Annotated in this window: 20 protein-coding genes; 8 read left to right on the top strand and 12 right to left on the bottom strand. The window is 72.1% G+C overall.

Translation table 11 applies throughout. From position 1 onward, the window contains the following. The first annotated feature begins 66 nt into the window (after window positions 1-66). From pepN to ASD90_RS18645, 3 genes are read left to right on the top strand one after another with little or no spacing between them, the layout of a single operon-like run. Window positions 67-2,565, top strand: a complete 2,499-nt coding sequence (gene pepN / locus ASD90_RS18655; RefSeq protein ID WP_056759810.1) for an aminopeptidase N — start codon at window positions 67-69, stop codon at window positions 2,563-2,565. Between the two features lie 5 nt (window positions 2,566-2,570). After that, entirely contained in the window at window positions 2,571-3,395 is an 825-nt protein-coding gene (locus ASD90_RS18650) for a hypothetical protein (RefSeq protein ID WP_056759808.1), read from the top strand. After that, window positions 3,392-3,934: a GNAT family N-acetyltransferase gene (locus ASD90_RS18645; protein ID WP_056759806.1), complete on the top strand. Its 543-nt coding sequence runs from the start codon at window positions 3,392-3,394 to the stop codon at window positions 3,932-3,934. Before ASD90_RS18650 ends, ASD90_RS18645 begins: the two co-directional genes overlap by 4 nt. Window positions 3,935-4,105: 171 nt before the next feature. On the opposite strand, the gene ASD90_RS18640 is transcribed toward ASD90_RS18645, so the two are convergent. The 7 genes from ASD90_RS18640 to ASD90_RS18615 form a co-directional block, all read right to left on the bottom strand. Beyond that, window positions 4,106-4,504, bottom strand: coding sequence for a VOC family protein (locus ASD90_RS18640; RefSeq protein WP_056759805.1), 399 nt, complete (start codon window positions 4,502-4,504; stop codon window positions 4,106-4,108). A 198-nt stretch (window positions 4,505-4,702) separates the two neighbouring features. Next, window positions 4,703-6,223 carry an SDR family NAD(P)-dependent oxidoreductase gene (locus tag ASD90_RS18635; RefSeq protein ID WP_056759804.1) on the bottom strand — a complete coding sequence of 507 codons (1,521 nt, stop codon included), beginning with the start codon at window positions 6,221-6,223 and terminating at the stop codon, window positions 4,703-4,705. A 221-nt stretch (window positions 6,224-6,444) separates the two neighbouring features. Then, window positions 6,445-7,731: a S1C family serine protease gene (locus ASD90_RS18630; protein WP_056759803.1), complete on the bottom strand. Its 1,287-nt coding sequence runs from the start codon at window positions 7,729-7,731 to the stop codon at window positions 6,445-6,447. A gap of 68 nt (window positions 7,732-7,799) precedes the next feature. Continuing rightward, on the bottom strand, window positions 7,800-9,341 hold the full coding sequence (locus ASD90_RS18625; protein ID WP_056759794.1) for a cell wall metabolism sensor histidine kinase WalK: 1,542 nt from the start codon (window positions 9,339-9,341) through the stop codon (window positions 7,800-7,802). A 4-nt stretch (window positions 9,342-9,345) separates the two neighbouring features. Continuing rightward, complete coding sequence (locus tag ASD90_RS18620; protein ID WP_082588860.1) at window positions 9,346-10,068, bottom strand: response regulator transcription factor; 723 nt, start codon at window positions 10,066-10,068, stop codon at window positions 9,346-9,348. A 51-nt stretch (window positions 10,069-10,119) separates the two neighbouring features. Then, on the bottom strand, window positions 10,120-10,296 hold the full coding sequence (locus tag ASD90_RS24030) for a hypothetical protein (protein ID WP_200958657.1): 177 nt from the start codon (window positions 10,294-10,296) through the stop codon (window positions 10,120-10,122). 249 nt (window positions 10,297-10,545) lie between these two features. Then, window positions 10,546-11,160: a hypothetical protein gene (locus tag ASD90_RS18615; protein ID WP_056759792.1), complete on the bottom strand. Its 615-nt coding sequence runs from the start codon at window positions 11,158-11,160 to the stop codon at window positions 10,546-10,548. 132 nt (window positions 11,161-11,292) lie between these two features. On the opposite strand from ASD90_RS18615, the gene ASD90_RS18610 reads away from it, so the two are divergent. Continuing rightward, a complete protein-coding gene (locus tag ASD90_RS18610) occupies window positions 11,293-11,541 on the top strand; it encodes a hypothetical protein (RefSeq protein ID WP_157623231.1) in 249 nt (82 codons plus the stop codon). A 126-nt stretch (window positions 11,542-11,667) separates the two neighbouring features. Here the strand turns inward: ASD90_RS18610 and ASD90_RS18605 are convergent, their stop codons facing one another. Next, a complete protein-coding gene (locus ASD90_RS18605; protein ID WP_056759787.1) occupies window positions 11,668-13,323 on the bottom strand; it encodes a DNA repair helicase XPB in 1,656 nt (551 codons plus the stop codon). Between the two features lie 104 nt (window positions 13,324-13,427). Between ASD90_RS18605 and ASD90_RS18600 the strand changes: the two genes are divergently transcribed. Next, complete coding sequence (locus ASD90_RS18600) at window positions 13,428-14,360, top strand: hydroxymethylglutaryl-CoA lyase (RefSeq protein ID WP_056759783.1); 933 nt, start codon at window positions 13,428-13,430, stop codon at window positions 14,358-14,360. Between the two features lie 52 nt (window positions 14,361-14,412). On the opposite strand, the gene ASD90_RS18595 is transcribed toward ASD90_RS18600, so the two are convergent. Together ASD90_RS18595 and ASD90_RS18590 are read right to left on the bottom strand one after the other, a co-directional pair. Further along, window positions 14,413-14,784 carry a DNA polymerase ligase N-terminal domain-containing protein gene (locus tag ASD90_RS18595; protein ID WP_235506787.1) on the bottom strand — a complete coding sequence of 124 codons (372 nt, stop codon included), beginning with the start codon at window positions 14,782-14,784 and terminating at the stop codon, window positions 14,413-14,415. Window positions 14,785-14,793: 9 nt separating this feature from the next. Further along, the gene (locus ASD90_RS18590) at window positions 14,794-17,211 is read right to left on the bottom strand and encodes a helicase-associated domain-containing protein (RefSeq protein ID WP_056759781.1); all 2,418 of its coding nucleotides are present in this window, start codon (window positions 17,209-17,211) and stop codon (window positions 14,794-14,796) included. Window positions 17,212-17,281: 70 nt separating this feature from the next. Between ASD90_RS18590 and ASD90_RS18585 the strand changes: the two genes are divergently transcribed. Continuing rightward, window positions 17,282-18,223 carry an aldose 1-epimerase family protein gene (locus ASD90_RS18585; protein ID WP_056759779.1) on the top strand — a complete coding sequence of 314 codons (942 nt, stop codon included), beginning with the start codon at window positions 17,282-17,284 and terminating at the stop codon, window positions 18,221-18,223. 47 nt (window positions 18,224-18,270) lie between these two features. On the opposite strand, the gene ASD90_RS18580 is transcribed toward ASD90_RS18585, so the two are convergent. Then, on the bottom strand, window positions 18,271-18,747 hold the full coding sequence (locus ASD90_RS18580; RefSeq protein WP_056759778.1) for an SRPBCC family protein: 477 nt from the start codon (window positions 18,745-18,747) through the stop codon (window positions 18,271-18,273). A gap of 156 nt (window positions 18,748-18,903) precedes the next feature. Here ASD90_RS18580 and ASD90_RS18575 point away from each other — a divergent pair, with 156 nt between their 5' ends. Then, a complete protein-coding gene (locus ASD90_RS18575; RefSeq protein WP_056759777.1) occupies window positions 18,904-19,299 on the top strand; it encodes a cold-shock protein in 396 nt (131 codons plus the stop codon). Window positions 19,300-19,303: 4 nt separating this feature from the next. Then, window positions 19,304-20,269, top strand: coding sequence for a DUF3027 domain-containing protein (locus ASD90_RS18570; RefSeq protein ID WP_056759776.1), 966 nt, complete (start codon window positions 19,304-19,306; stop codon window positions 20,267-20,269). 73 nt (window positions 20,270-20,342) lie between these two features. On the opposite strand, the gene ASD90_RS18565 is transcribed toward ASD90_RS18570, so the two are convergent. Next, window positions 20,343-20,609, bottom strand: a complete 267-nt coding sequence (locus ASD90_RS18565) for a DUF2530 domain-containing protein (protein WP_056759775.1) — start codon at window positions 20,607-20,609, stop codon at window positions 20,343-20,345. Window positions 20,610-20,650: the final 41 nt, after the last annotated feature.

Here is a 20,650-nt window from a genome sequence, read left to right as displayed (position 1 = left end):
GGCCGTCCGTCGCGCCGAGGGCAACCCGAGCGACGGCGAGCGGCTCCATCTGGCAGGCTCGCCCCTATGCGCAGTCTCACCCTGGCCGAAGCCCGCGAGCGATCCTCGCTGATCACCGTCACGTCGTATGCCGTCGAGCTCGACCTCGACCAGGGCGCGGAGGTCTTCGGCTCGCGCACCCGGGTCCGGTTCTCGTGCGCCGAGCCCGGGGTCGGCTCCTGGGTCGACCTCAAGGCGCGCTCCGTCGAGACGATCTCGCTCAACGGTGCCCCGCTCGACCCGGCCGACGTCGTCGACGGACGCCTCGCGCTCCCGAGCCTCGCCGCCGACAACGAGCTCGTCGTCGCCGCGACGATGGCCTACAGCCACGACGGACAGGGTCTGCACCGGGCCACGGACCCCGCCGACGACCTCGACTACGTCTACGGCCACCTCTTCCTCGACGCCGCCCCGAGCGTCTACGCGTGCTTCGACCAGCCCGACCTCAAGGCGCCCTACGACGTCACGGTCCACACGCCGCTCGACTGGACCGTCATCGGCAACGGCGCCGCCTCGCAGGAGGGCGCCGGCACCTGGACCCTCGCGACGACGAAGCCGCTCGCGACGTACTTCGTGACGGTGTGCGCCGGACCCTACGTCTCCGTCCACGACGAGCACGACGGCATACCGCTGGGCATCCACGCACGGGCCTCGCTCCGCGAGCCGCTCGAGCGACACGCCGCCGAGCTGTTCGACGTGACGAAGCGGTCGTTCGACTACTTCCACGGTCTCTTCGGCATCCGCTACCCCTTCGGGGAGTACCACCAGGTCTTCGTGCCGGAGTTCAACGCCGGCGCGATGGAGAACCCCGGCTGCGTGACCTTCCGCGACCAGTACCTCTACCGGGGCGCCGCGACGCGCGACGAGCTGCTGACGCGGGCCAACACGGTCAGCCACGAGATGTCGCACATGTGGTTCGGCGACATCGTGACGATGAAGTGGTGGGACGACCTCTGGCTCAACGAGTCGTTCGCCGAGTACATGTCGCACCGGTGCCTCGTCGACGCCACCGACTACACCGACGCCTGGGTCGACTCCTCGATCGTGCGCAAGGTGTGGGGCTACGGCGCCGAGCGCTCCCCGTCGACCCACCCGGTCGCCGGCGTGGAGGCGCTCGACGCGCAGAGCGCGCTGCAGAACTTCGACGGCATCTCGTACGCCAAGGGCGCCGCCACGCTGCGCCAGCTCATCGCGTACGTCGGCGACGACGAGTTCATCGCCGGCGTGCGCGCCTACCTGACCGACAAGTCCTACGGGAACGGCACCCTCGCCGACTTCCTCGCCGCCATCGAGACGGCGAGCGGCAAGGACCTCGAGTCCTGGTCGCGGGCCTGGCTGCTCACGGCCGACCGCGACACGATCTCGGTCGAGGTCGAGGAGCAGGCGGGCGTCGTCGAGTCCGCGGTGGTGCACCGCGAGGCGCCGGCCGACCGACCGGCGGACCGGCCCCACGCCTTCGACATCGCGGGGTGGACCGACGGGCGCGAGCTCGGGCGCGTCCGGGTGACCGTCACCGGACCCGAGACGAGCCTCGGCGAGCTCGAGGGCACCCCGGAGCCCGCCGTCGTCGTGCCGAACGCGTCCGACCTGACGTGGGCGCACGTACGCCTCTCCGACTCGACGGTGGCCGCGCTGCCGTCCCAGCTCGGGCAGATCCCCGACGAGCAGGCCCGCGCGGTCGTGTGGTCCGCCCTCATCGACGGCGTGCACGGCTCCACGGTGTCACCGGAGGCCTTCCTCGACGTCTTCGACGCCGCGTGGCCCCGCGAGACGAACTCCTCGATCCTCACCCGGGTGGCGGCCTACGCCGAGCACCGGATCGTGCCCTACTTCGTGCCGCGCGCGTCGCAGGAGGCGGCGACAGCCCGCCTCAACCGGGCCGCAGCCGGGCTCCTCGAGCGCGCCACCGCCGGCACGACGGAGTCGCTGGCCGCGGCGCGTCTCGTCGCCGGCACGAGCGACGACGAGGCGCTGCTGCGCGCCTGGGCCGACGGGCAGGGCCTGCCGGCCGGCCTCGAGGACGACGGCGACTTCCGCTGGATCGTCGTGCGCAACCTCGCGGCGCGCGGGCTCGTCGGTGTCGCCGAGGTCGAGGCGTTCCGTGCCAAGGACGACACCCTCCAGGGCGGCCTCAACGCGCTCATGTGCCGGGCCAGCCTGCCCGACGCGGAGGCCAAGGCCTGGGCGTGGGAGCAGCTGACCGGCCGCCAGGGGCGCTCCAACTACGAGATGGTGCACCTGGCCCGCGGCTTCTGGGTCGCGCCCGACGACTCGCTCGTCGCCGACTACGTGCCGCGCTACTTCACCGATGTGCCGGCGATGTCGGCCTGGGTGGGTGAGGACGCCCTGTCTCGCGTCGTCCTCGTCGCCTTCCCGCGGGTCTTCGCCGACGAGACGGCCCGGCTCAGTGCCGAGACCATCGAGCGCGACGACCTCACCCCGGCGGTCCACCGCTCCCTCGTCGATGCCGACGCCGAGCTGCGCGAGGCCCTCGCGTCGCGGGCGACGTTCGGCGCGGCCGTCTGACGGCGGTGGGCGTCCCGACCCGCGACGAGCTGCCCGACGTCGTCCGCGACGTGTGCGGCTCGCACCTCGCGCTCCTCGACGAGCGCGTGCCGGGGCTGGTCGACGGGCTCTACCTGCACGGCTCGCTCGGTTTCGACGGGGAGTTCCACGGCGGCAGCGACATCGACTTCGTCGCGGTCACCAGCAGGCGTCCCACGCAGGTCGAGACCGACGCGCTGCGCGGGATCCACGCCGAGATCGACAAGCGGTGGCCGGAGCCGCACCACGACGGCTTCTACGTCACGGCCGACGACCTGGCGGGCAGTCCCGACGTCGTGCCCGACGGACCCGGCGTGCTGCACCAGTGGTTCGACGTCGGCACGCACTGCGATGTCAAGCACATCACGTGGCGCGAGCTGCGTGACCACGGGATCACTTTGCGCGGCAAGGACCTTCGTGACCTGATGATCTGGAGCGACGACGCCGCGTTGCACGCGTCGACCCGCGAGAACCTCGACACGTTCTGGCGCTCGCAGCTCGAGGCGATGGAGCACCACCCGCGGGAGGCGTCGTTGCCGCAGGCGGCCGAGTGGGGTGCCCTCGGTGCGCCGCGGCTCGTCCACCTGCTCGTGACGGGTCGGCCCACGTCCAAGAGCGGGGCCGGGCGGTGGGCGCGTGAGGCCTACCCGCACCACCGCGAGATCGTCGAGGAGGGCCTTCGGGTGCGGGAGCGCCCCGACGACCCGTCGACGTATGCCGCCGACCCCGACCGGCGTCGCCGCGACCTCATCGCGTTCATGACGGAGGTCATCGCCGACGGCGTCGCGGTGCCCGGTCCCGCCGAGCGGTGAGCCGGGCGTCCGGGGCCGGGTGGGCCGTCGAGCGCGCCGACGTCGCGTCGGCGGAGTCGGCCGTCCTGCTGCGCGACTACCTCGTCGACGTCAGCGACCGCTGGTTCCGGCTGCACGAGGACCGCGACTCGACACCGGAGGAGATCGAGCAGAGCCTCGCCGAGATGCCGAGCGACGACCTCGCGCCGCCGACCGGTGCCTTCGTCGTCGCCCGGTCCGGCGAACGGCTCGTCGGCTGCGTGGGAGTGCGGCTCGTGCCCGACCGGCCCGACGTCGCCGAGGTCAAGCGGATGTTCGTGCGGCCGGAGGTCAGGGGCTCCGGTCTCGCGGCTGCGCTGCTGGCCGCGGCGGAGGAGGCCGCGCGCGACCTGGGTGCGACGACGGTCCGGCTCGACACCCGGCTCGACCTCGTCGAGGCCCGGGCGTTGTACCTGCGCCACGGCTTCGTCGAGGTGCCGGCCTTCAACGAGGGCGACTACGCCGAGGTCTGGTACGCCAAGCGGCTGGCCGCACCGCGACGCGACGGCTCGCCCGGCTGAGTGTCCACCCGACTCCGCGGCGTCGGACGGCCCGGTCCGTCGGCAGCCGCGCACCATGCGACGTCCACTCGCCGAGGGCCGACGACCCGGCGAGGTCGTGGAGATCCTCCGGCACCAGGCGCCGGCAGATCTCCACGACCCGGCGTCCCGAGATCGTGCGTCCGCGGAAGGTCAGCGGTCGTAGGCGGTGGTGTGGCGGGGCTCGTAGAGCTGGATGTCGTCCGCACCGGGCACCGCCATCATGACGACGAGGCCGTAGCCGTGGTCGGTGGGGTCGGTCGTGAAGACCGCTCCGCGCGAGACGAGCTCAGCCATCGTCAGGCGCAAGTCGTCGCACATGAGCGAGATGGCATGGTGCCGTGGGGAGGTCCACGACGAGCCCTGAGGGCCGCGGGTCGGGTGCACCCCGAGCTCACTCGGACCCGTCCCGAAGATGAGCCAGGCATCGGTGTCGTCGGCCCCGTCCGAGTCGTCGTCGGTGACGAAGGGCCACTGGAGGACGTCGCGGAAGAAGGCCCGCGTCGCCGCCGCGTCGTCGGAGTACACGAGGTTGTGGACGGCAGTGATCATGGACGGGACGCTACGCCCCAAGCGCGCCGGACGGCATACCACTGTCCGGCGGTGCACCGACTGTCGCGTTTGTGGGCGTGCGCGCGCCCCGGCCCTGACATTTCCGGCCCATGGGCGCGGAGCGGGAGGGTGGAGGAGTCCTACCGGCACCGGGTGCCTGAGAAGCTCCACGAACCGTTCAGGTGCCGGAGACGGAAGTCACCAGGGGCTGGGCTCGTAGTCCTTGACGAAGCAGCCGTAAAGATCGTCGCCGGCCTCGCCGCGCACGATCGGGTCGTAGACCCGCGCCGCGCCGTCGACGAGGTCGAGCGGCGCGTGCCAGCCCTCGGCCGCGATGCGCAGCTTCTCGTCGTGCGGGCGCTCGTCGGTGATCCAGCCCGTGTCGACGGCCGTCATGAGGATGCGGTCGGTCTCGAACATCTCGCCCGCGCTCGTGCGGGTCATCATGTTGAGCGCCGCCTTGGCCATGTTCGTGTGCGGGTGGCCGGGCCCCTTGTAGCGGCGGGAGAACTGGCCCTCCATGGCGGACACGTTGACGACGTACGCGCGGCGCGCGCCACCTGCGACCGCGGCCCGCATCGCCGGACGCAGCCGCGAGACGAGGATGAAGGGCGCCGTCGAGTTGCACAGCTGCACCTCGAGCAGCTCGAGCGGGTCGACCTCCTCGACCTTCTGCGTCCACGAGTTCGTCCGCTGCAGGTCGGGCAGCAGGCCACCCGCGTCGACGGCGGTGCCTGCCCGGTGCGCCTCGAGGCTCGCGTGGCCGGCGGTGAGGGCGAGTGCCGTCATCGACGCGGCCGTCTGGGCGGCGATGGCGTGCTCGAGGGACTCGCCGTCGTGGTGCGCGACGGCGTGGGTGCCGAGGGCCCCGGCGATCGAGGCCGGGTGCGCCTCGCTGATCCGGTCGAAGGTCACCATCTCGGGCAGGGCGACGCCGTCGGGGAGCGGCGCCGTCTCGAGCTCGACGAGGTTGCTGTAGGCGCCGGGGGAGCGGCGCACCGTCTGGGCGGCGTTGTTGATGAGGATGTCGAGCGGGCCGGCAGCCGTCACCTCGTCGGCGAGGGCGACGACCTGGGTGGGGTCGCGCAGGTCGATGCCGACGATCTTGAGCCGGTGGATCCAGTCGGCCGAGTCCTCCATGGCGGAGAAGCGGCGCATCGCGTCCTTGGGGAAGCGCGTCGTGATCGTCGTGTGGGCGCCGTCGCGGAGCAGGCGAAGGGCGATGTACATCCCGATCTTCGCGCGGCCGCCGGTGAGCAGGGCGCGCTTGCCGGTGAGGTCGGTGCGCTGGTCGCGCTTGGCGTGCGAGCGGGCCGCGCAGTCGGGGCAGAGCCAGTGGTAGAACGCGTCGACGAGCGTGTAGTCGTTCTTGCAGATGTAGCACCCGCGCGGGTTGACCAGCTCCCCGGCGAAGGCGCCGGTCGCGTTGGACACCAAGGGGATTCCCTTGGTCTCGTCGTCGATCCGCATCGGCGATCCGGTGGCCGTCGACTCGATGACCTGCCGGTCGGCCTTGCGCTCGGCCCACGTCTTCGCGTTGCGCCGGTCCTTCTTGAGCCGCTTGTACATCAGCGACGCGGCCCGCTTCAGGGTCTCGAAGTCCGGGTCGTCGATCTCGAGCGAGGGCGCGAGGGCCAGCACACGCACGGCCGTCGCGACGTCCTCGGGGTCGAGGTGCACGACGGCAGCGGGGTCCAGCTCGTTCTCGGTCTCACTCACCGCGCAAGGGTACGCGGGCGACTCGCTCCCTCCCCAATCCGCGGTCCCGGCCGGGAGACGGCGTATGCCGCCGGGCCGGCGACCGTCCGGGCCACCGGAGTGTGGTGGCGGGGACGGGCGCGAGCCCGACGGCATACGGTTTCGGAGGAGCTGGCCTCGCCCGGGTCACGTCCAGCGTGTCGTCACCCTGTCCGTGTCCCGGTGCGAAGTGGAAGCGTCGGTCAGTTGGAGCTGGCCGGCTTGACCGCGAGCGTCACGGGGACGTCCTGGCGGGCGCCGTCGCGGATCACCGTGAGGGTGGTCTTGTCGCCGGCCGTCATCTCGCGGATCTGGGCGACGAGGGCCGTCGCGGAGTCGATGCGCTGGCCGTCGACGGCGATGATGACGTCGCCGTTCTTGATGCCGGCGTTGGCTGCGGGAGTGCCACTGCTGACCGAGACGACCTGGGCTCCGGCCCGCTTGGCGCTGCCGTCGGAGACGACCGTGTCGCGGGTGCTGACCCCGAGGAAGGCGTGCTGGGCCTTGCCGCTCTTGATGAGCTGGTCGGCGATCGACTTGGCCTCCTTGACCGGGATCGCGAAGCCGATGCCGATGTTGCCGCTCTGGCTGCCGCTCGAGCTCTGTCCCAGCGAGGCGATCGAGCTGTTGATGCCGATGAGCTCGCCCTTGGCGTTGACGAGCGCGCCGCCGGAGTTGCCGGGGTTGATCGCGGCCGACGTCTGGATGGCGTTGGTCACGACCTCGTCACCGGTCGCCTGCTGCTGACCGAGAGGGGACTCGCTCGACGTGCCGGTGCTGACCGGGCGGTTGAGCGCCGACACGATGCCGGTGGTGACGGTGCCCGAGAGGCCGAGCGGGTTGCCCACGGCCATGGCCGGGTCGCCGACCTTGAGGGCCTCGGAGTCCCCGAGGGTGATCGGCGTCAGGTCGCTCGGCCCGTCGGTGAGCTTGATGACGGCCAGGTCGGTCGAGGGGTCCGTGCCGACGATGGTCGCGCCGTAGGTGCGCCCGTCGTTCAGCGTCACGGTGATGGCGCCGTTGCCGGTCGCGTCGCCGACGACGTGGTTGTTGGTCAGGATGTGGCCGCTCTTGTCGAAGACGACGCCCGAGCCGGCGCCCGACCCCTGCTGGGTCGTCACGTCGATGCTGACGACGCTCGGCGTCACGGCGGCGGAGACGGCGGACCAGTCGGGTGCGGTGGCGTTGCCCTGCACGACCGTCGGCGACGATCCCTGGTTCTGGTTCGTCGTCGAGGAGGCGGACGTCGTCGCACTGGCGGTGCCCTGGTCGCCGAGCTGCGTGGCGGCATACGTGCCCCCGCTCGCGAGGACGGCAGCGAGCAGCGCGACGCCGACGGTCTGGCCGAGACGGCTCTCGCGCTTGGGTGCCGGGCGGCTGCCCTCGCCCAGGGGCGGCGTCGGCGGGGCCGGCGGCATGGGGGGTGAGGACTGGCTGTAGTAGCCGCCCTGCGGGATCTGCTGGGTGTGGTCCTCAGGTGCCAGGGTCATGGCTCCTCCTCGCTCTGGTCTGTTGACTCCATGACATCGACCCAGCTTTGGACCCGGTTGTGGTGTTCCTAGGAATCGGCTGTGCCTTGTCGGGCGACCATGTGATGCCGGTCACCCCGGCTGGTGGCAGGCCGCAGCGGGAGCACGACGACGAAGGTCGCCCCACCACCGGGGGTCTCCTGGACCGTCACCTCGCCTCCGTGGGCCTGGACGATCGCCTGCACGATTGCGAGGCCGAGGCCGTTGCCGCCACCCTGGCCGCGACTGCGGGACCAGTCGGCGCGGTAGAAGCGCTCGAAGACGCTCTGCCGGTCCGCCTCCGGGACGCCGACGCCGTGGTCGCGCACGTGAAGGGCGACGTGGGCGACGTCGACGCGGCCGACGAGGATCTCGATCGAGGTGCCGTCTGGGGTGTGGACGCGCGCGTTGGTGACGAGGTTGGTGACCACCTGGCGCAGCTGCTGCTCGTCGGCCTCGAGCTCGGTCGGCTCGATGGGCCCGTTGATGCCGGTCGCGACGACGTGTCGGACGGGCGCGATGGTCCGGGCGTCCTGCGCGGCGTCGGCCGCGAGGACGGCGAGGTCGACGGTCTGCAGCTCGAGCGGGCGCTCGCCGTCGAGCCGCGCGAGGGTCAGCAGGTCCTCGACGAGGCCGCTCATCCGGTGCGCCTCGGACTCGATGCGCCCCATCGCCCCGGTCACGGCGTCGGCCGTCGGCAGCGCACCCTGGCGGTAGAGCTCGGCGTAGCCGCCCACCGCCGCGAGCGGGGTGCGCAGCTCGTGCGAGGCGTCGGCGATGAAGCGGCGCATCTTCGCCTCGTTGGCCTGACGCACGGCGAAGCTCTGCTCGATGCGGGCGAGCATCGCGTTGAGCGAACGTGAGAGGGAGGCGACCTCGTCGTCGGTGTCGGGCACGTCGACGCGCTGGGTGAGGTCGCCGACGGCGATCTGGGCGGCGGTGTCCTCGATGCGGGTCAGCGGACGGAAGGTGCGGGCGACGAGGTACCAGCCGCAGATCCCGGTCAGCAGCAACGTGATGGCACCGATGCCGCCGGCATAGAGGAGGAACTGGTTGACGGTGGCCTCAAGCGGCCTGAGAGGCAGGGCCACGACGACGATGGCGCTGCCTTCATCGTTGGGACGAGCCAGTGCCAGCCACTGGCCCTCGCCACTCGTCGAGCCGACCTCGAACGTCGTCGCGTTGATGACATTTGCGTCGGTCATCTTCGGTACCGGGATCGCGGCAACCGCCGGCTCGACCAAGGCCGCCTCGCCGAGCGAATCGACCACGCCGGTCGAGAGGTCGAGAACGCGCGCGGTGAAGTTCGTGGGCATCCGTGAGCCGGTGAGCTGCAGCTCGGAGAGGTCGACGGATGCGAGGCTCGTGGCGTACACCTCGAGCTCCTGCTCGGTCTGGTTCACGAGGTAGACGCGGAGGAGGGCGCTCACGACGAGCGCGGTCACGGCGAGGGCGGCCGCGACGAGGCCGAGCGTCACCCCGAGCAGACGCCAGCGCAGCGGCATGGCCCGCAGGCGGCTCATCAGGGAACGCCCGCGCGGGCCTCCGTCGGGGCGGGGTGCGTCCTCCGCCGGGGCGGTCAGGTCGGCCATCCGGTCAGGGGGTGGTCAGCTCTGGGGGCACCCGGAGAACGTAACCCACGCCGCGCTTGGTGTGGATGAGCGAGGGACCGTCGGCGTCGATCTTGCGCCGGAGGTAGGAGATGTAGGACTCGACGATGCCGGACTCGCCACGGAAGTCGTAGTCCCAGACGTGGTCGAGGATCTGCAGCTTCGAGAGCACGCGGTTGGGGTTGAGCAGCAGGTAGCGCAGGAGCTTGAACTCGGTGGGGGACAGGTCGATGACCCGGCCGCCGCGACGCACCTCGTGCGAGTCCTCGTTGAGCTCGAGGTCGTGGAAGCGCAGCGTCGCGCCCTCGTCGGCCTGTCCGCGGGTGCGGCGCAGCACGGCCCGGATGCGGGCGATGACCTCCTCGAGGCTGAACGGCTTGGTGACGTAGTCGTCGCCGCCCACGGTGAGGCCCTGGATCTTGTCGCCCGTCGCGTCGCGTGCGGTGACGAAGACGATGGGCTGCTGGCGGCCGCGGTCGCGCAGGCGCCGGGTCACCTCGAAGCCGTCGACGTCGGGGAGCATGACGTCGAGCACGACGAGGTCGGGCTCGGACTCGGCGGCCATGGCGAGGGCGGTCGTGCCGTCGCCGGCCGTCTCGACCTCGAACCCGGCGAAGCGCAGTGACGTCGCGAGCAGCTCGCGGATGTTCGGCTCGTCCTCGACGACGAGCAAACGGGCCTCGGGTGTCGACGCTGTCTGAATGTCCACCGTCCCAGTCTCCGGGTGTTCGCTGGGAGTTCGCTGGGAACGGCTCGGTTCTCAGCGCTTGCGGGCCTTGGCCAAGGCCTTCTTGAAGTCCTTGCCGCACATCGAGGCGCAGTCCTGCGCGCACAGACGCTTGATCACCACGGGGCACTTCGTGCACCGCGGACTGTCCTTGCAGCACTTGGACTTCGGCTTGAGCGTCGCCACGTCCTTGGCCTTGAGCTTGCCCACGACGACGATGGTAAATAGGTCAGGCGCATCTGACCTAATTGAGTCGCTGAATGAGACAGAGCCGAGCTCTTAGAGGTCGTCGGCGCGCTCGGCGACCCGCGCCGGAGCCGAACCACCGTCGGCACACCTGAGACGAGCGGGCGGCCTGTGAACTCCGCCCGGGTGAGCGGTGCTCGCTCACCGGGTCCGGGCGGGCACGAGAGCAGCCCGCCCCGCGAAGCGGGACGGGCTGCTGGGCGATGCGGTGGATCAGCCCATGTACGGGCCGACCAGGGTCTTGTCCTTGGCGATCGCGGCCAAGTCCTTGCCCGTGATGCCAGCGTGCGCAGCACCGGAGACGTACTCGCCGTGGTTGTCCTTGTCGACCACCGGCTCCGTGGCCGCAACGGGGAATTCCGGGGCGGTGAATGTGATCGGCAGCAGGCCACCGGTCCAGGCGACAGCCGTCGCGTAGGAGGTGGTGCCGGCGGTCATCGAGTCGATCGTGCCGTCCATCGGCGCGTCCGTCACGCTCCACTCGAACGTGTAGAGGCCGCTGGTGCGGATCGCTACGAGGGTGACCTCCTTGACGCCGTCGTTGTTCTTGTCGGTGATCTGGCCGCTGACGGTCTCGTTGACTGTGACCATCGTTGCGCCGTCGAGGCCTTTGATCACGTTGGTGCCGCTGAACCCGCCGCCCGCCGCCACGTCCACGTCGTACGTGTGGAGCCAGTTGCCGCCGCTGCCCGAGGGCTGGGTGGCGTGGAAGATCGCATGGCCGGTCGGCACGGCCTGGGCGGTCGTGGCGGCGTTGGCCGAGGAGGCGAAGGCGAGCGGGGTGGCGAGCGCGGCGATGGCCACGAGGCCGAGGATGGTCTTGCGCATGGGTTGACTCTCTAGTTGTGGTTGCCCCGCCGCCCGACTGGCGATCGACGCTGAGATCAGTGTAGACCGCTATATGGTTGCTAACTGACTACTATCAGTGTGATATGAGGCACCTGTGCTACCGTTTGCCAGATGGCCAGACCCTATGGAGACCCGTTAGAGATCGTGACGGCACCTGTCGTAGCACAGTCCCCGTTCATCCCCATCAACGCAAAGATCGTCGTAGGGGCGGTGGCCCCAGCGTCGCCGGACCCGATCCCGATCGTGCTGCTGCCGGGTTTCGAGTACCGCCTTCGCGATTGGCGGGACCCGGACACCCACGAGGCGCACTGGCTGCTGGAGCGGAGAAAGTCCGCTCAGCAGGGCGGCGGCGGCGAGTAGCCCGGGCGAAGCCGCGCGGGCGCACCTCAGACGGGTGCTGGCCACCATCCGCACGCCGCCCGGGGTGCGGTGTCGTGCCTTTGCCCCCGGGCGGTCACCCCAGAACTCGTGAGGTGCGGCAATAGGTCAGATCAGGTCATCCGCATCGACGATCCGGTACGCGTACCCCTGCTCCGCGAGGAAGCGCTGGCGGTGCGCGGCGAAGTCGGCGTCGACGGTGTCCCGGCTCACGATCGTGTAGAAGTGCGCGGTGCGCCCGTCGCCCTTGGGCCGCAGGACGCGACCGAGCCGCTGGGCCTCCTCCTGGCGCGAGCCGAAGGTGCCGCTGATCTGGATCGCGACGCTGGCCTCGGGCAGGTCGATGGAGAAGTTCGCGACCTTGCTGACGACGAGGGTCGTGATCTCGCCGACGCGGAACGCGTCGTAGAGGCGCTGGCGCTCCTTGACCGTCGTCTCGCCGGTGATGACCTCGGCACCGAGCCGCTCGGCCACCTCGTGGAGCTGGTCGAGGTACTGCCCGATGACGAGCGTCGGCTCGCCGGCGTGCTGCTCGGCCAGCTTCTCGATGACGGGCAGCTTCGCGTCGGAGCACGACGCGAGGCGGTAGCGCTCCTCCGGCTCGCTCACGGCATACGCCATCCGCTGGCCGTCGGGGAGGCTGACCCGCACCTCGACGCAGTCCGCGGGAGCGATGTAGCCCTGGGCCTCGATGTCCTTCCACGGCGCGTCGAAGCGCTTCGGGCCGATGAGGCTGAAGACGTCGGCCTCGCGGCCGTCCTCGCGCACGAGCGTCGCGGTCAGGCCGAGGCGGCGGCGTGCCTGCAGGTCCGCGGTCATGCGGAAGATCGGGGCCGGCAGCAGGTGCACCTCGTCGTAGACGATGAGGCCCCAGTCGCGGGCGTCGAGCAGGTCGAGGTGCGCGTAGGCGCCCTTCCGCTTCGTCGTCAGCACCTGGTAGGTCGCGATGGTGACCGGGCGGATCTCCTTGCGGGCGCCGGAGTACTCGCCGATCTCGTCCTCGGTCAGGGTCGTGCGCCTGATCAGCTCGTCCTTCCATTGGCGCGCGCTGACGGTGTTGGTCACGAGGATGAGGGTCGTCGCCTTGGCGGCGGCCATCGCGCCGGCGCCGACGAGCGTCTTTCCCGCACCGCAGGGGAGCACCACGACGCCCGACCCGCCGTGCCAGAAGCCGTCGACGGCGTGCTGCTGGTAGGGCCGCAGGTGCCAGTCGGCCTGGTCGAGGTCGATCGGGTGGGCCTCGCCGTCGACGTAGCCTGCCAGGTCTTCTGCCGGCCAGCCGACCTTGAGCAGCTCCTGCTTCAGGGTGCCGCGCTCGCTCGGGTGGACGACGACGGCGAGGTCGTCGAGGCGCTCGCCCGTGAGCGGCTTGATCTTCTTGTACCGCAGCACCTCCTCGAGCACCGGGCGGTCCGTCGTGCGCAGCACGAGACGGGTCCCCTCCGGGCTGTCGGTGAGGCCCTCCTTGGTGAGGGTGAGGCGCCCGTACCGGTCCATCGTGTCGGCCACGTCGACGAGCAGCGCGTTGGGGACGGCATACCTGCTGTGGGTGATGAGGGCGTCGACGACCTGCTCGGCGTCGTGGCCGGCGGCGCGGGCGTTCCACAGACCGAGCGGCGTGATCCGGTAGGTGTGCACGTGCTCGGGGGCGCGCTCGAGCTCGGCGAACGGCGCGATGGCGCGGCGTGCGGCCTCGGCGTTCGGGTGGTCGACCTCGAGGAGGAGGGTCTTGTCGCTCTGGACGATCAGGGGTCCGTCATTCATCGTGTGGGGACAACTCCGAGCGTGGGTCGAGGTATTCCGTCGGGCCCCGGTGCGAGCCGATACCTCGGCCCGGGGGTGGGGCGTGCTGGTGACAGTATGGGCGCATGCGATCCCCACAGGTCGAGGCGGCGACGGGGCTGCCCCCGAAGGTGACGATCTACGAGGTCGGTCCTCGCGACGGGCTGCAGAACGAGAAGACGGTCGTCCCGGCTGCCACGAAGGTCGAGTTCATCCGCCGCCTCGAGGCCGCGGGGCTCGGCACCATCGAGACGACGTCGTTCGTGCCGGCGAGGTGGGTGCCGCAGATGGGTGACGCCGAGGAGGTGCTCGCCGGCCTCGGCGCCGACGGGCTGGGACGCCGCCGGCCCGCCCTCGTGCCCAACGAGCGCGGCCTCGACCGCGCCGAGGAGCTCGGTCTCACGGCCATCGCGATCTTCGGGTCGGCCACCGAGACCTTCGCGCAGAAGAACCTCAACCGGTCGGTCACCGAGCAGTACGCCATGTTCGAGCCCGTGGTGAAGCGCTCGCTCGCCGACGGCATGTGGGTGCGGGCCTACGTCTCGATGTGCTTCGGCGACCCTTGGGAGGGGCCGGTGCCGATCGACCAGGTCGTCGACACCGCCGAGCGGCTCATGGACCTCGGCTGCCACGAGCTCAGTCTCGGCGACACCATCGGCGTCGGCACGACCGGCCACGTGCACCGGCTCCTCGAGGCTCTCGGGGCGCGTGGCATCGGCACCGACCGTGTCGCCGTGCACTTCCACGACACCTACGGCCAGGCGCTCGCCAACACGATGGCCGCCCTGCGCGACGGCGTCTCGGTCGTCGACGCGGCGGCCGGTGGCCTCGGTGGCTGTCCCTACGCGAAGTCCGCCACGGGCAACCTCGCCACCGAGGACCTCGTGTGGGCCCTGCACGGGGCCGGGGTCGAGACCGGCGTCGACCTCGACGCGCTCGTCGAGACCTCGGTCTGGATGGCTGGTCGGCTGGGCCGTCCGTCGCCGAGCAACGTCGTGCGCGCCCTCGCCGGCGCCTGACCCACCCCAACCGCCGAAGGGCCACGAACCGGGGGAAGTAGGAGGCGGCGCGTCAGGGCCGGGGCTGGTCCTTGGTGAGGTGCAGCAGCCAGTCGCGGTCGGTTCGGATCAGGGCGTAGCGGCGCGAGCTGTCCTGCCCGTGGAGCACGAAGACGATCCGGTGGTCGTCACGCGACTCCTCCTCCCACCACCCGGTGTCGGCGACCGACTTGTGCTCGTCGGTGTAGTCGAGGTGGTCCATGGCGTGGTCGTCGACCGCGACGGCGAGGCGGTCGTGCCGGCTCGTCGTCGGCAGCCCCTTGGGCACCGCCCACGATCGCAGGACGCCGTCCTCCTCGAGCCGCAGGTCGAAGTGCGGCCGCGGCTTCCGGTGGTCATGGAGCACGTATGCCGGCCGGTGGCCTCCGCGGATGTCGTTGCCCACCGAGGCTGCTCAGCTCTCGAGCGTCGCGCCGGTGATGCGGTGCACCGAGAAGGACTTCTCGTGGCCGGACTCGTCGGTGGCCCGCACCCGTCCGCCCTCGACCTTCTGGGGGTGGATGAGGTGGCGGCTCGTGGCCCCGTGGCCGTCGGAGTAGCCGATCCACACGCCGTGCCGGTCGGCGACCGCGTCACGCAGCAACGACAGCGTCACGACCGGGTCCATCGCCAGGATGCGTGGACCAGGACGGGTCTCGTCCTCGACGCGGCGCTGGTCGGCCGTCGCCTCGGCAGCGCGCAGCCCGTCGACGAGCGTCTGCGTGTAGGGCCGGTCGACGGGCGAGACCATCGGGCCGGGGCCGCGGCGGCGTGAACCGGCCCTCCGGCGAGGCGTCTCGGCGTGGACGACAGTGCCGTCCTGCCCCTCGTGCACGGGTGCAAAACCGTTGTCGCGCAACAGGTCGACGAGGACGCGGGGGTCTGCCGACGACACGAGCACGGTGGGCGCGAGACGCCGGAGCCGCAGCGGAGTGAGGTCGCGGGACGCGAGCATCGTGTCGAGGACCGCCTCGTCGTCGGAGCGAATGTAGGCTGCGGCGCCGCCGATGCGTGTCTGGCCGTGCTTGCGGGCGACGTCGGCGACGAGGTACTCGAGCGGCTGCGGGACCGGCGTGCGGCTCGACCGGCGCACCGTCTCGGTGAAGTCGGCCGCGGTCCACCCCGCGTCGAGCGCCCGGCGCACCGACTCGGGGGTGAAGCGGTAGACCGTGGCACCGCCGCGGGACTCGACGTCGGCGGCGAGGCGCATGAACGACCCGAGACCGCCGACGAGCGGCCCGGGGGCGACGGCGGTGAGGTCGGCCTGGACGAGGATGTGGTCGACGGGGGAGGGCAGGTGCGCCGACATCGCCGCGGCGACGCCCTCGGCCACGGCTCCCGCCTCCGGCGGCGTCTGCTCGGTCGAGGTGATGCCGCCACCGGAGCCGCTCCCGCGATCACCTCGACCCCGGGCGGCGCGCTTGCCGTTCGAGGTGTTCCCGCCACCGGCCTGGGTGGCGCGATCACCTCGAACCGCGGGGAGGAGGGGGAGGAGCGGGGCGACGAGGGCGCGGCCGGCCTCGGACAGGGCCCCGCGACCGGTGACCCCGAGCCACTCGGACTCGCGCAGCACCGCCTCGACGGCCTCGTCGAGCACGGCAGCGGACCGGTTCGGCCGCCGCCACGCCAGGCGCTCGCGCAGGGAGGCGTGGTCCGGCGCGCTGCCCGGCTCGAGCGAGGCGAGCTCTCGCAGCACCTCGCGGCGGATCGCACGGATCGCCGGCCACTGGACGTCGGGGCCCAGCGCATTGGCCGGCCCGGTGCCGGTGCCACGTCGCCCCACGAGGTGCGGGGCCCGGGTCGACCCGAGCCAGGCCACGGCCAAGGTCGCCCAGCGGTGCCCGGCCTCGCTCGAGCTCCACTCGTCGATCTCCGACGTGGGAGCCCACACCGGCACGACCTCGCCGTCGTCGGCGACCAGCCCGGCGGCATACGCGAGCTCGACGACGAAGGCGGTGTGCTCGGGGTCGAGGTCGAGGGACATCTGGGTGACGCGGAGGTCTCGGACCGACAGGCCGCCGGCGCGCAGCACCCGGGGCGGGTCGGCGCCCCACGCGGCGGCGAGCTCGTCGACGTGCGTCAGGCACTCGCTGGCGGCACCGCCGGCGGCCGCGTCGACGAGCGACACGGGACGGGCCTCGATGTCGGGCGGGGTCAGCTCGGTCGACCGGTGCAGCCGGCCCTCGCGCAGCACGAGCCCGACCTCGCGGGGCAGCGCGACGCGGTCGGTCGACACGGGGACGAGCAGGTGGTGCTCGAGCAGCCAGCGGGCTGTCGTGCGACCCGGGGCGGCGGCGGGCAGGACGCCGAAGGCGGGCCCCCACGTCATCCGCTCGAGCATGGCGCGCGAGTCGTCGGGCGCCTCGGCGACTGTCGCCCGGATGCGGTCGGGGTCGGCGTGCTCGGGCGGCGACGAGGGGCGCAGCTCGCGCATCGGCGCCCCCAGGCCGGCAACCGCCGTGCCGAGCACCTCGGGCACCGTGCGCACGACGTGGTCGCCGTCGACGCCGCGCCAGACCAGCGCCGAGCGCCAGAGGTCCTGCACGATGGCGTCGACCGTCCCGGCGTCGTCGGTGCCGAGCAGGTGCAGCAGCACGCTGCGCTCGGCGGCGTCGCCCGCGACGACGACGGCCTCGAGCACCTGGAGGTGGCCACGGTCGAGCGCCTCGACGGCGCGCTGCACGCTGGCCCGGGTGCCCGCCCGGGCGGCGAGGCTCGTCAGGTCGGCCGGCGCGGGGCGCGCGAGATCCGGGCGCGCGAGCACGAGGTCGATGAGCTCTGCGTCGCCCCGGCCGCGGATGTCGTCGGCGAGGCTCCGGCTCGGGGTGGCCATCCTCCCAACCTACTGCCCACCTGACGTGGCCTCCGACTCGCTCGGGCGCGTGCCCGCTAGCGTTGCCTCCATGAGCGCGCTCTCACCGGCGTCACCCGCCGAGCCGGCCCCGGCCCACCCGACCGGGCAGCAGTGGACCATCGGGCACGGTCCCTTCGAGGCGACCGTCGTCGAGGTCGGCGGCGGGCTGCGCACGCTGACCCGTGCCGGCGTCGACGTCGTGGCCGGCTATGCCGCCGACGAGACCTGTGCGTCGGGCCGCGGCCAGCAGCTCATGCCGTGGCCCAACCGGATCCGTGGCGGCCGCTACACGTTCGAGGGCACCGAGCACCAGCTGTCGGTCACCGAGGTCGCCCGCGGCAACGCGAGCCACGGCTTGGTGCGCTGGGCGCTCTGGGAGCTCGTCGAGCACGAGGACGACCGCGTGACCGTCGGCTATCGCCTGCACCCGCAGCCCGGCTGGGACCACTTCCTCGACCTGCGCACGACCTACCTGCTCGACGAGTCGGGCCTCGTCGTGACGGCGGCAGCCCGCAACGTCGGACCGACGGCCGCCCCGTTCGGCTACGGCGCGCACCCCTACCTCGCCGTCGGCGACACCCTGCTGCCCGACGTCGAGCTGCGCATCCCGGCCGCGACGTGGGTGCAGGTCGACGAGCGCCTCCTGCCCGCCGCGAACCGCCCGGTCTCGGGCGAGCCCTACGACTTCCGCGAGCGCCGCCCCGTCGGCGGTGCCCGCCTCGACACGGCCTACACCGATGTCCTGCGCGACGCCGACGGCATGTGGCGCGCCACCGTGGCCGCCGCCGACCGCACGACGACGCTCTGGGCCGACGCGGCCTTCCCGTGGCTCCAGGTGTTCACCGCCATCGCCGAGGACCGCAAGGGCGAGGTCGGCATCGCCGTCGAGCCGATGAGCTGCCCCGCCGACGCCTTCAACTCGGGTGACGGTCTCGTCGTGCTCGCGCCGGGCGAGGAGTGGACCGGGACCTGGGGCATCTCCCCGTCCTGACCGGACCGCAGGGCCCGCTCGGAAGGTCGGACCGGCCGCCCGGTGGCTCAGCGGCCGAGCAGCACGTCCGACGTCTGCTCGAGGGCCTGTCGCGCGTAGCCCTGCCACATCCGGCCGACGAGCGGCAGGACGCGGGCGGCATACGTGCTCGTCGGGTGCAACGTCCAGCTCCACGTCACGCGCACGCCCGTGCCCTCGGGCGCGAAGGCCCACCGGCCGTCGACGTGCGACACGAGGGGCCTGAACGCCCCCGTGAAGTCGGTGAGGACGTAGTCGAAGCGCTCGGGCCGCACGACCTCGGTCAGGCGCTCGCGCATCGTGCCGCCGTCGGCCAGGGCGATGGTCCGGGTCTGCCCCACCTCGCCCCACGGTCCGCCCTGGTCGCGCACCTCCCGGATCGGTGGGAGCAGCCCGTAGCGCCGCGACATGAGGTCGGTGAGCGGGTGGGGGAGCAGGCGGTCGTACGCGTCGCCGACCTCGACGGGCACGGCGCGGGACGACTCGAGGTGCAGGGGCGTGGGCATGCCCCAGCGAAGGGCGGCGGCCCGCGCGATCGGGGGCCCGGCGCCTGCGCGGCGGGAAATCCGGCTTGCCCCGAGCCGTTAGGCTGGAGCGGAGCGCAAGGAGCGCCATCGAGTCGTGCCGTGAGGCGGCCGACCGAGATCTGAACGAGGTGGACTGTGCCGACTGGCAAGGTCAGGTTCTACGACGCGGACAAGGGCTTCGGATTCATCTCCGAGGACTCCGGCGCGGACGTCTTCCTGCACGCGAACGCGCTTCCCGAGGGCATCACGACCCTGAAGAAGGGCGTGCGTGTCGAGTTCGGCATCGTCGAGGGCCGCAAGGGTGCCCAGGCGCTGTCGGTCAAGGTGCTCGACCCGGTCCAGTCCGTCGCCGCCAACAAGACCGCACAGACCCGCAAGACGCAGGAGGAGCTCACCGTCATCATCGAGGACGTCGTGCAGCTCCTCGACGGCGTCGGCAACGGCTACCGCGCCGGACGCCGCCCAGACCGCAAGCTCGCCTCCAACGTCGCACGCGCCCTGCGCGGCCTCGCGGACGAGCTGGAGAAGTGAGCTCATGACCGTCACCGCCCCCAAGACGGACGCCGTGCTGCTGGCCGCGTCCGACCTCGCCCGCAGCGTCCTCGAGGAGGTCGCCGAGCCCGCAACCGTCGGCGCGCACCTCGGCATGGACCTGCTCGAGGAGCGCCTCGGCATGCACTGGTTCGAGTGCACCTCGCCGGGCTACCGCGGCTGGCGCTGGGGCGTCAGCGTCGCCCGGGTGTCGCGCGCCAAGGTGGCGACGGTCTGCGAGACCAACCTGCTGCCCGGTCCCGACGCCGTCCTGGCTCCCGAGTGGCTGCCGTATGCCGACCGGCTCGCTCCCGGCGACCTCGGTGCCGGCGACGTGCTGCCCTTCCGTCACGACGACCCCAACCTCGAGGCCGGTTTCGAGGCCACGGGCGAGGAGGACGTCGACCAGATGGCCTTCTTCGAGCTCGGACTCGGTCGTCCCCGCGTCCTGTCGGCCGAGGGTCGCGAGGTCGCCGCGAGCCGGTGGTACGCCGGCGACAACGGTCCGACGGCCGAGATCGCCACCAAGGCGACCGAGCGCTGCACGACGTGCGGCTACTTCCTGCCGATGGCGGGCGCGCTGCGTGCGACCTTCGGGGTCTGCGCCAACGAGTGGAGCCCCTCCGACGGCCGGGTCGTCTCGCTCGACCACGGCTGCGGGGCCCACTCCGAGACCGACATGGACCACCCCGAGCCGCCGCCGATCGGCGAGCCGATCGTCGACGAGTTCGCCGTCGACGTCGAGCCGGCGGAGCGCGCGGCCCAGGCCGGCACGGTCACGGACGAGACGGCCACCAACGAGCAGTCGGTCGACGAGCAGTCGGTCGACGAGCAGTCGGTCGACGAGCCGTCGGCCGACGAGCCGTCGGCCGACGAGCCGGGCGAGCTGCCGGCAGCCGAGCTGGACGAGAAGCCGGCCGAGGCGCCCGCCGAGGAGTCGCACGGCTCGGACGACCCCGTCACCGACTGACAGTCGCCCGACCACGGGACGGCCACCCGGCATACCCGGGTGGTCCGCTGCCGCCCCTGGGCGCGACCGGGTCTCAGGCGGCGTCGCTCGCGTTGCCGCGCCCGCGCCACACGTAGACCCAGCCCATGACGCCCAGCACGAATCCGGCCACGCACGTCCACGGCCACCAGTCGCGGTCACCCTCGTGGAGGGCGGGCACGACGAGGATGACGACGAGCGCGACGACCCACGCAGCCATCCCGACCTCGATGATCCGCAGCATCGGCACGGGCAGCGGGGCGATCTGCTCGGGCGTCGGGTCGGACGCGGGCGGCAGGTCGGGGGTGGTCTCGTCGGTCACGCAGACAGCCTAGGGTCTCGTCACACAGCCGAAACGCGCCG

Origin of the sequence: Terrabacter sp. Root181, from assembly GCF_001428505.1 — a bacterium.
In the GTDB taxonomy this organism is placed as follows: Bacteria; Actinomycetota; Actinomycetes; order Actinomycetales; family Dermatophilaceae; genus Terrabacter.
This window is presented reverse-complemented; position numbering and strand designations above follow the sequence as displayed.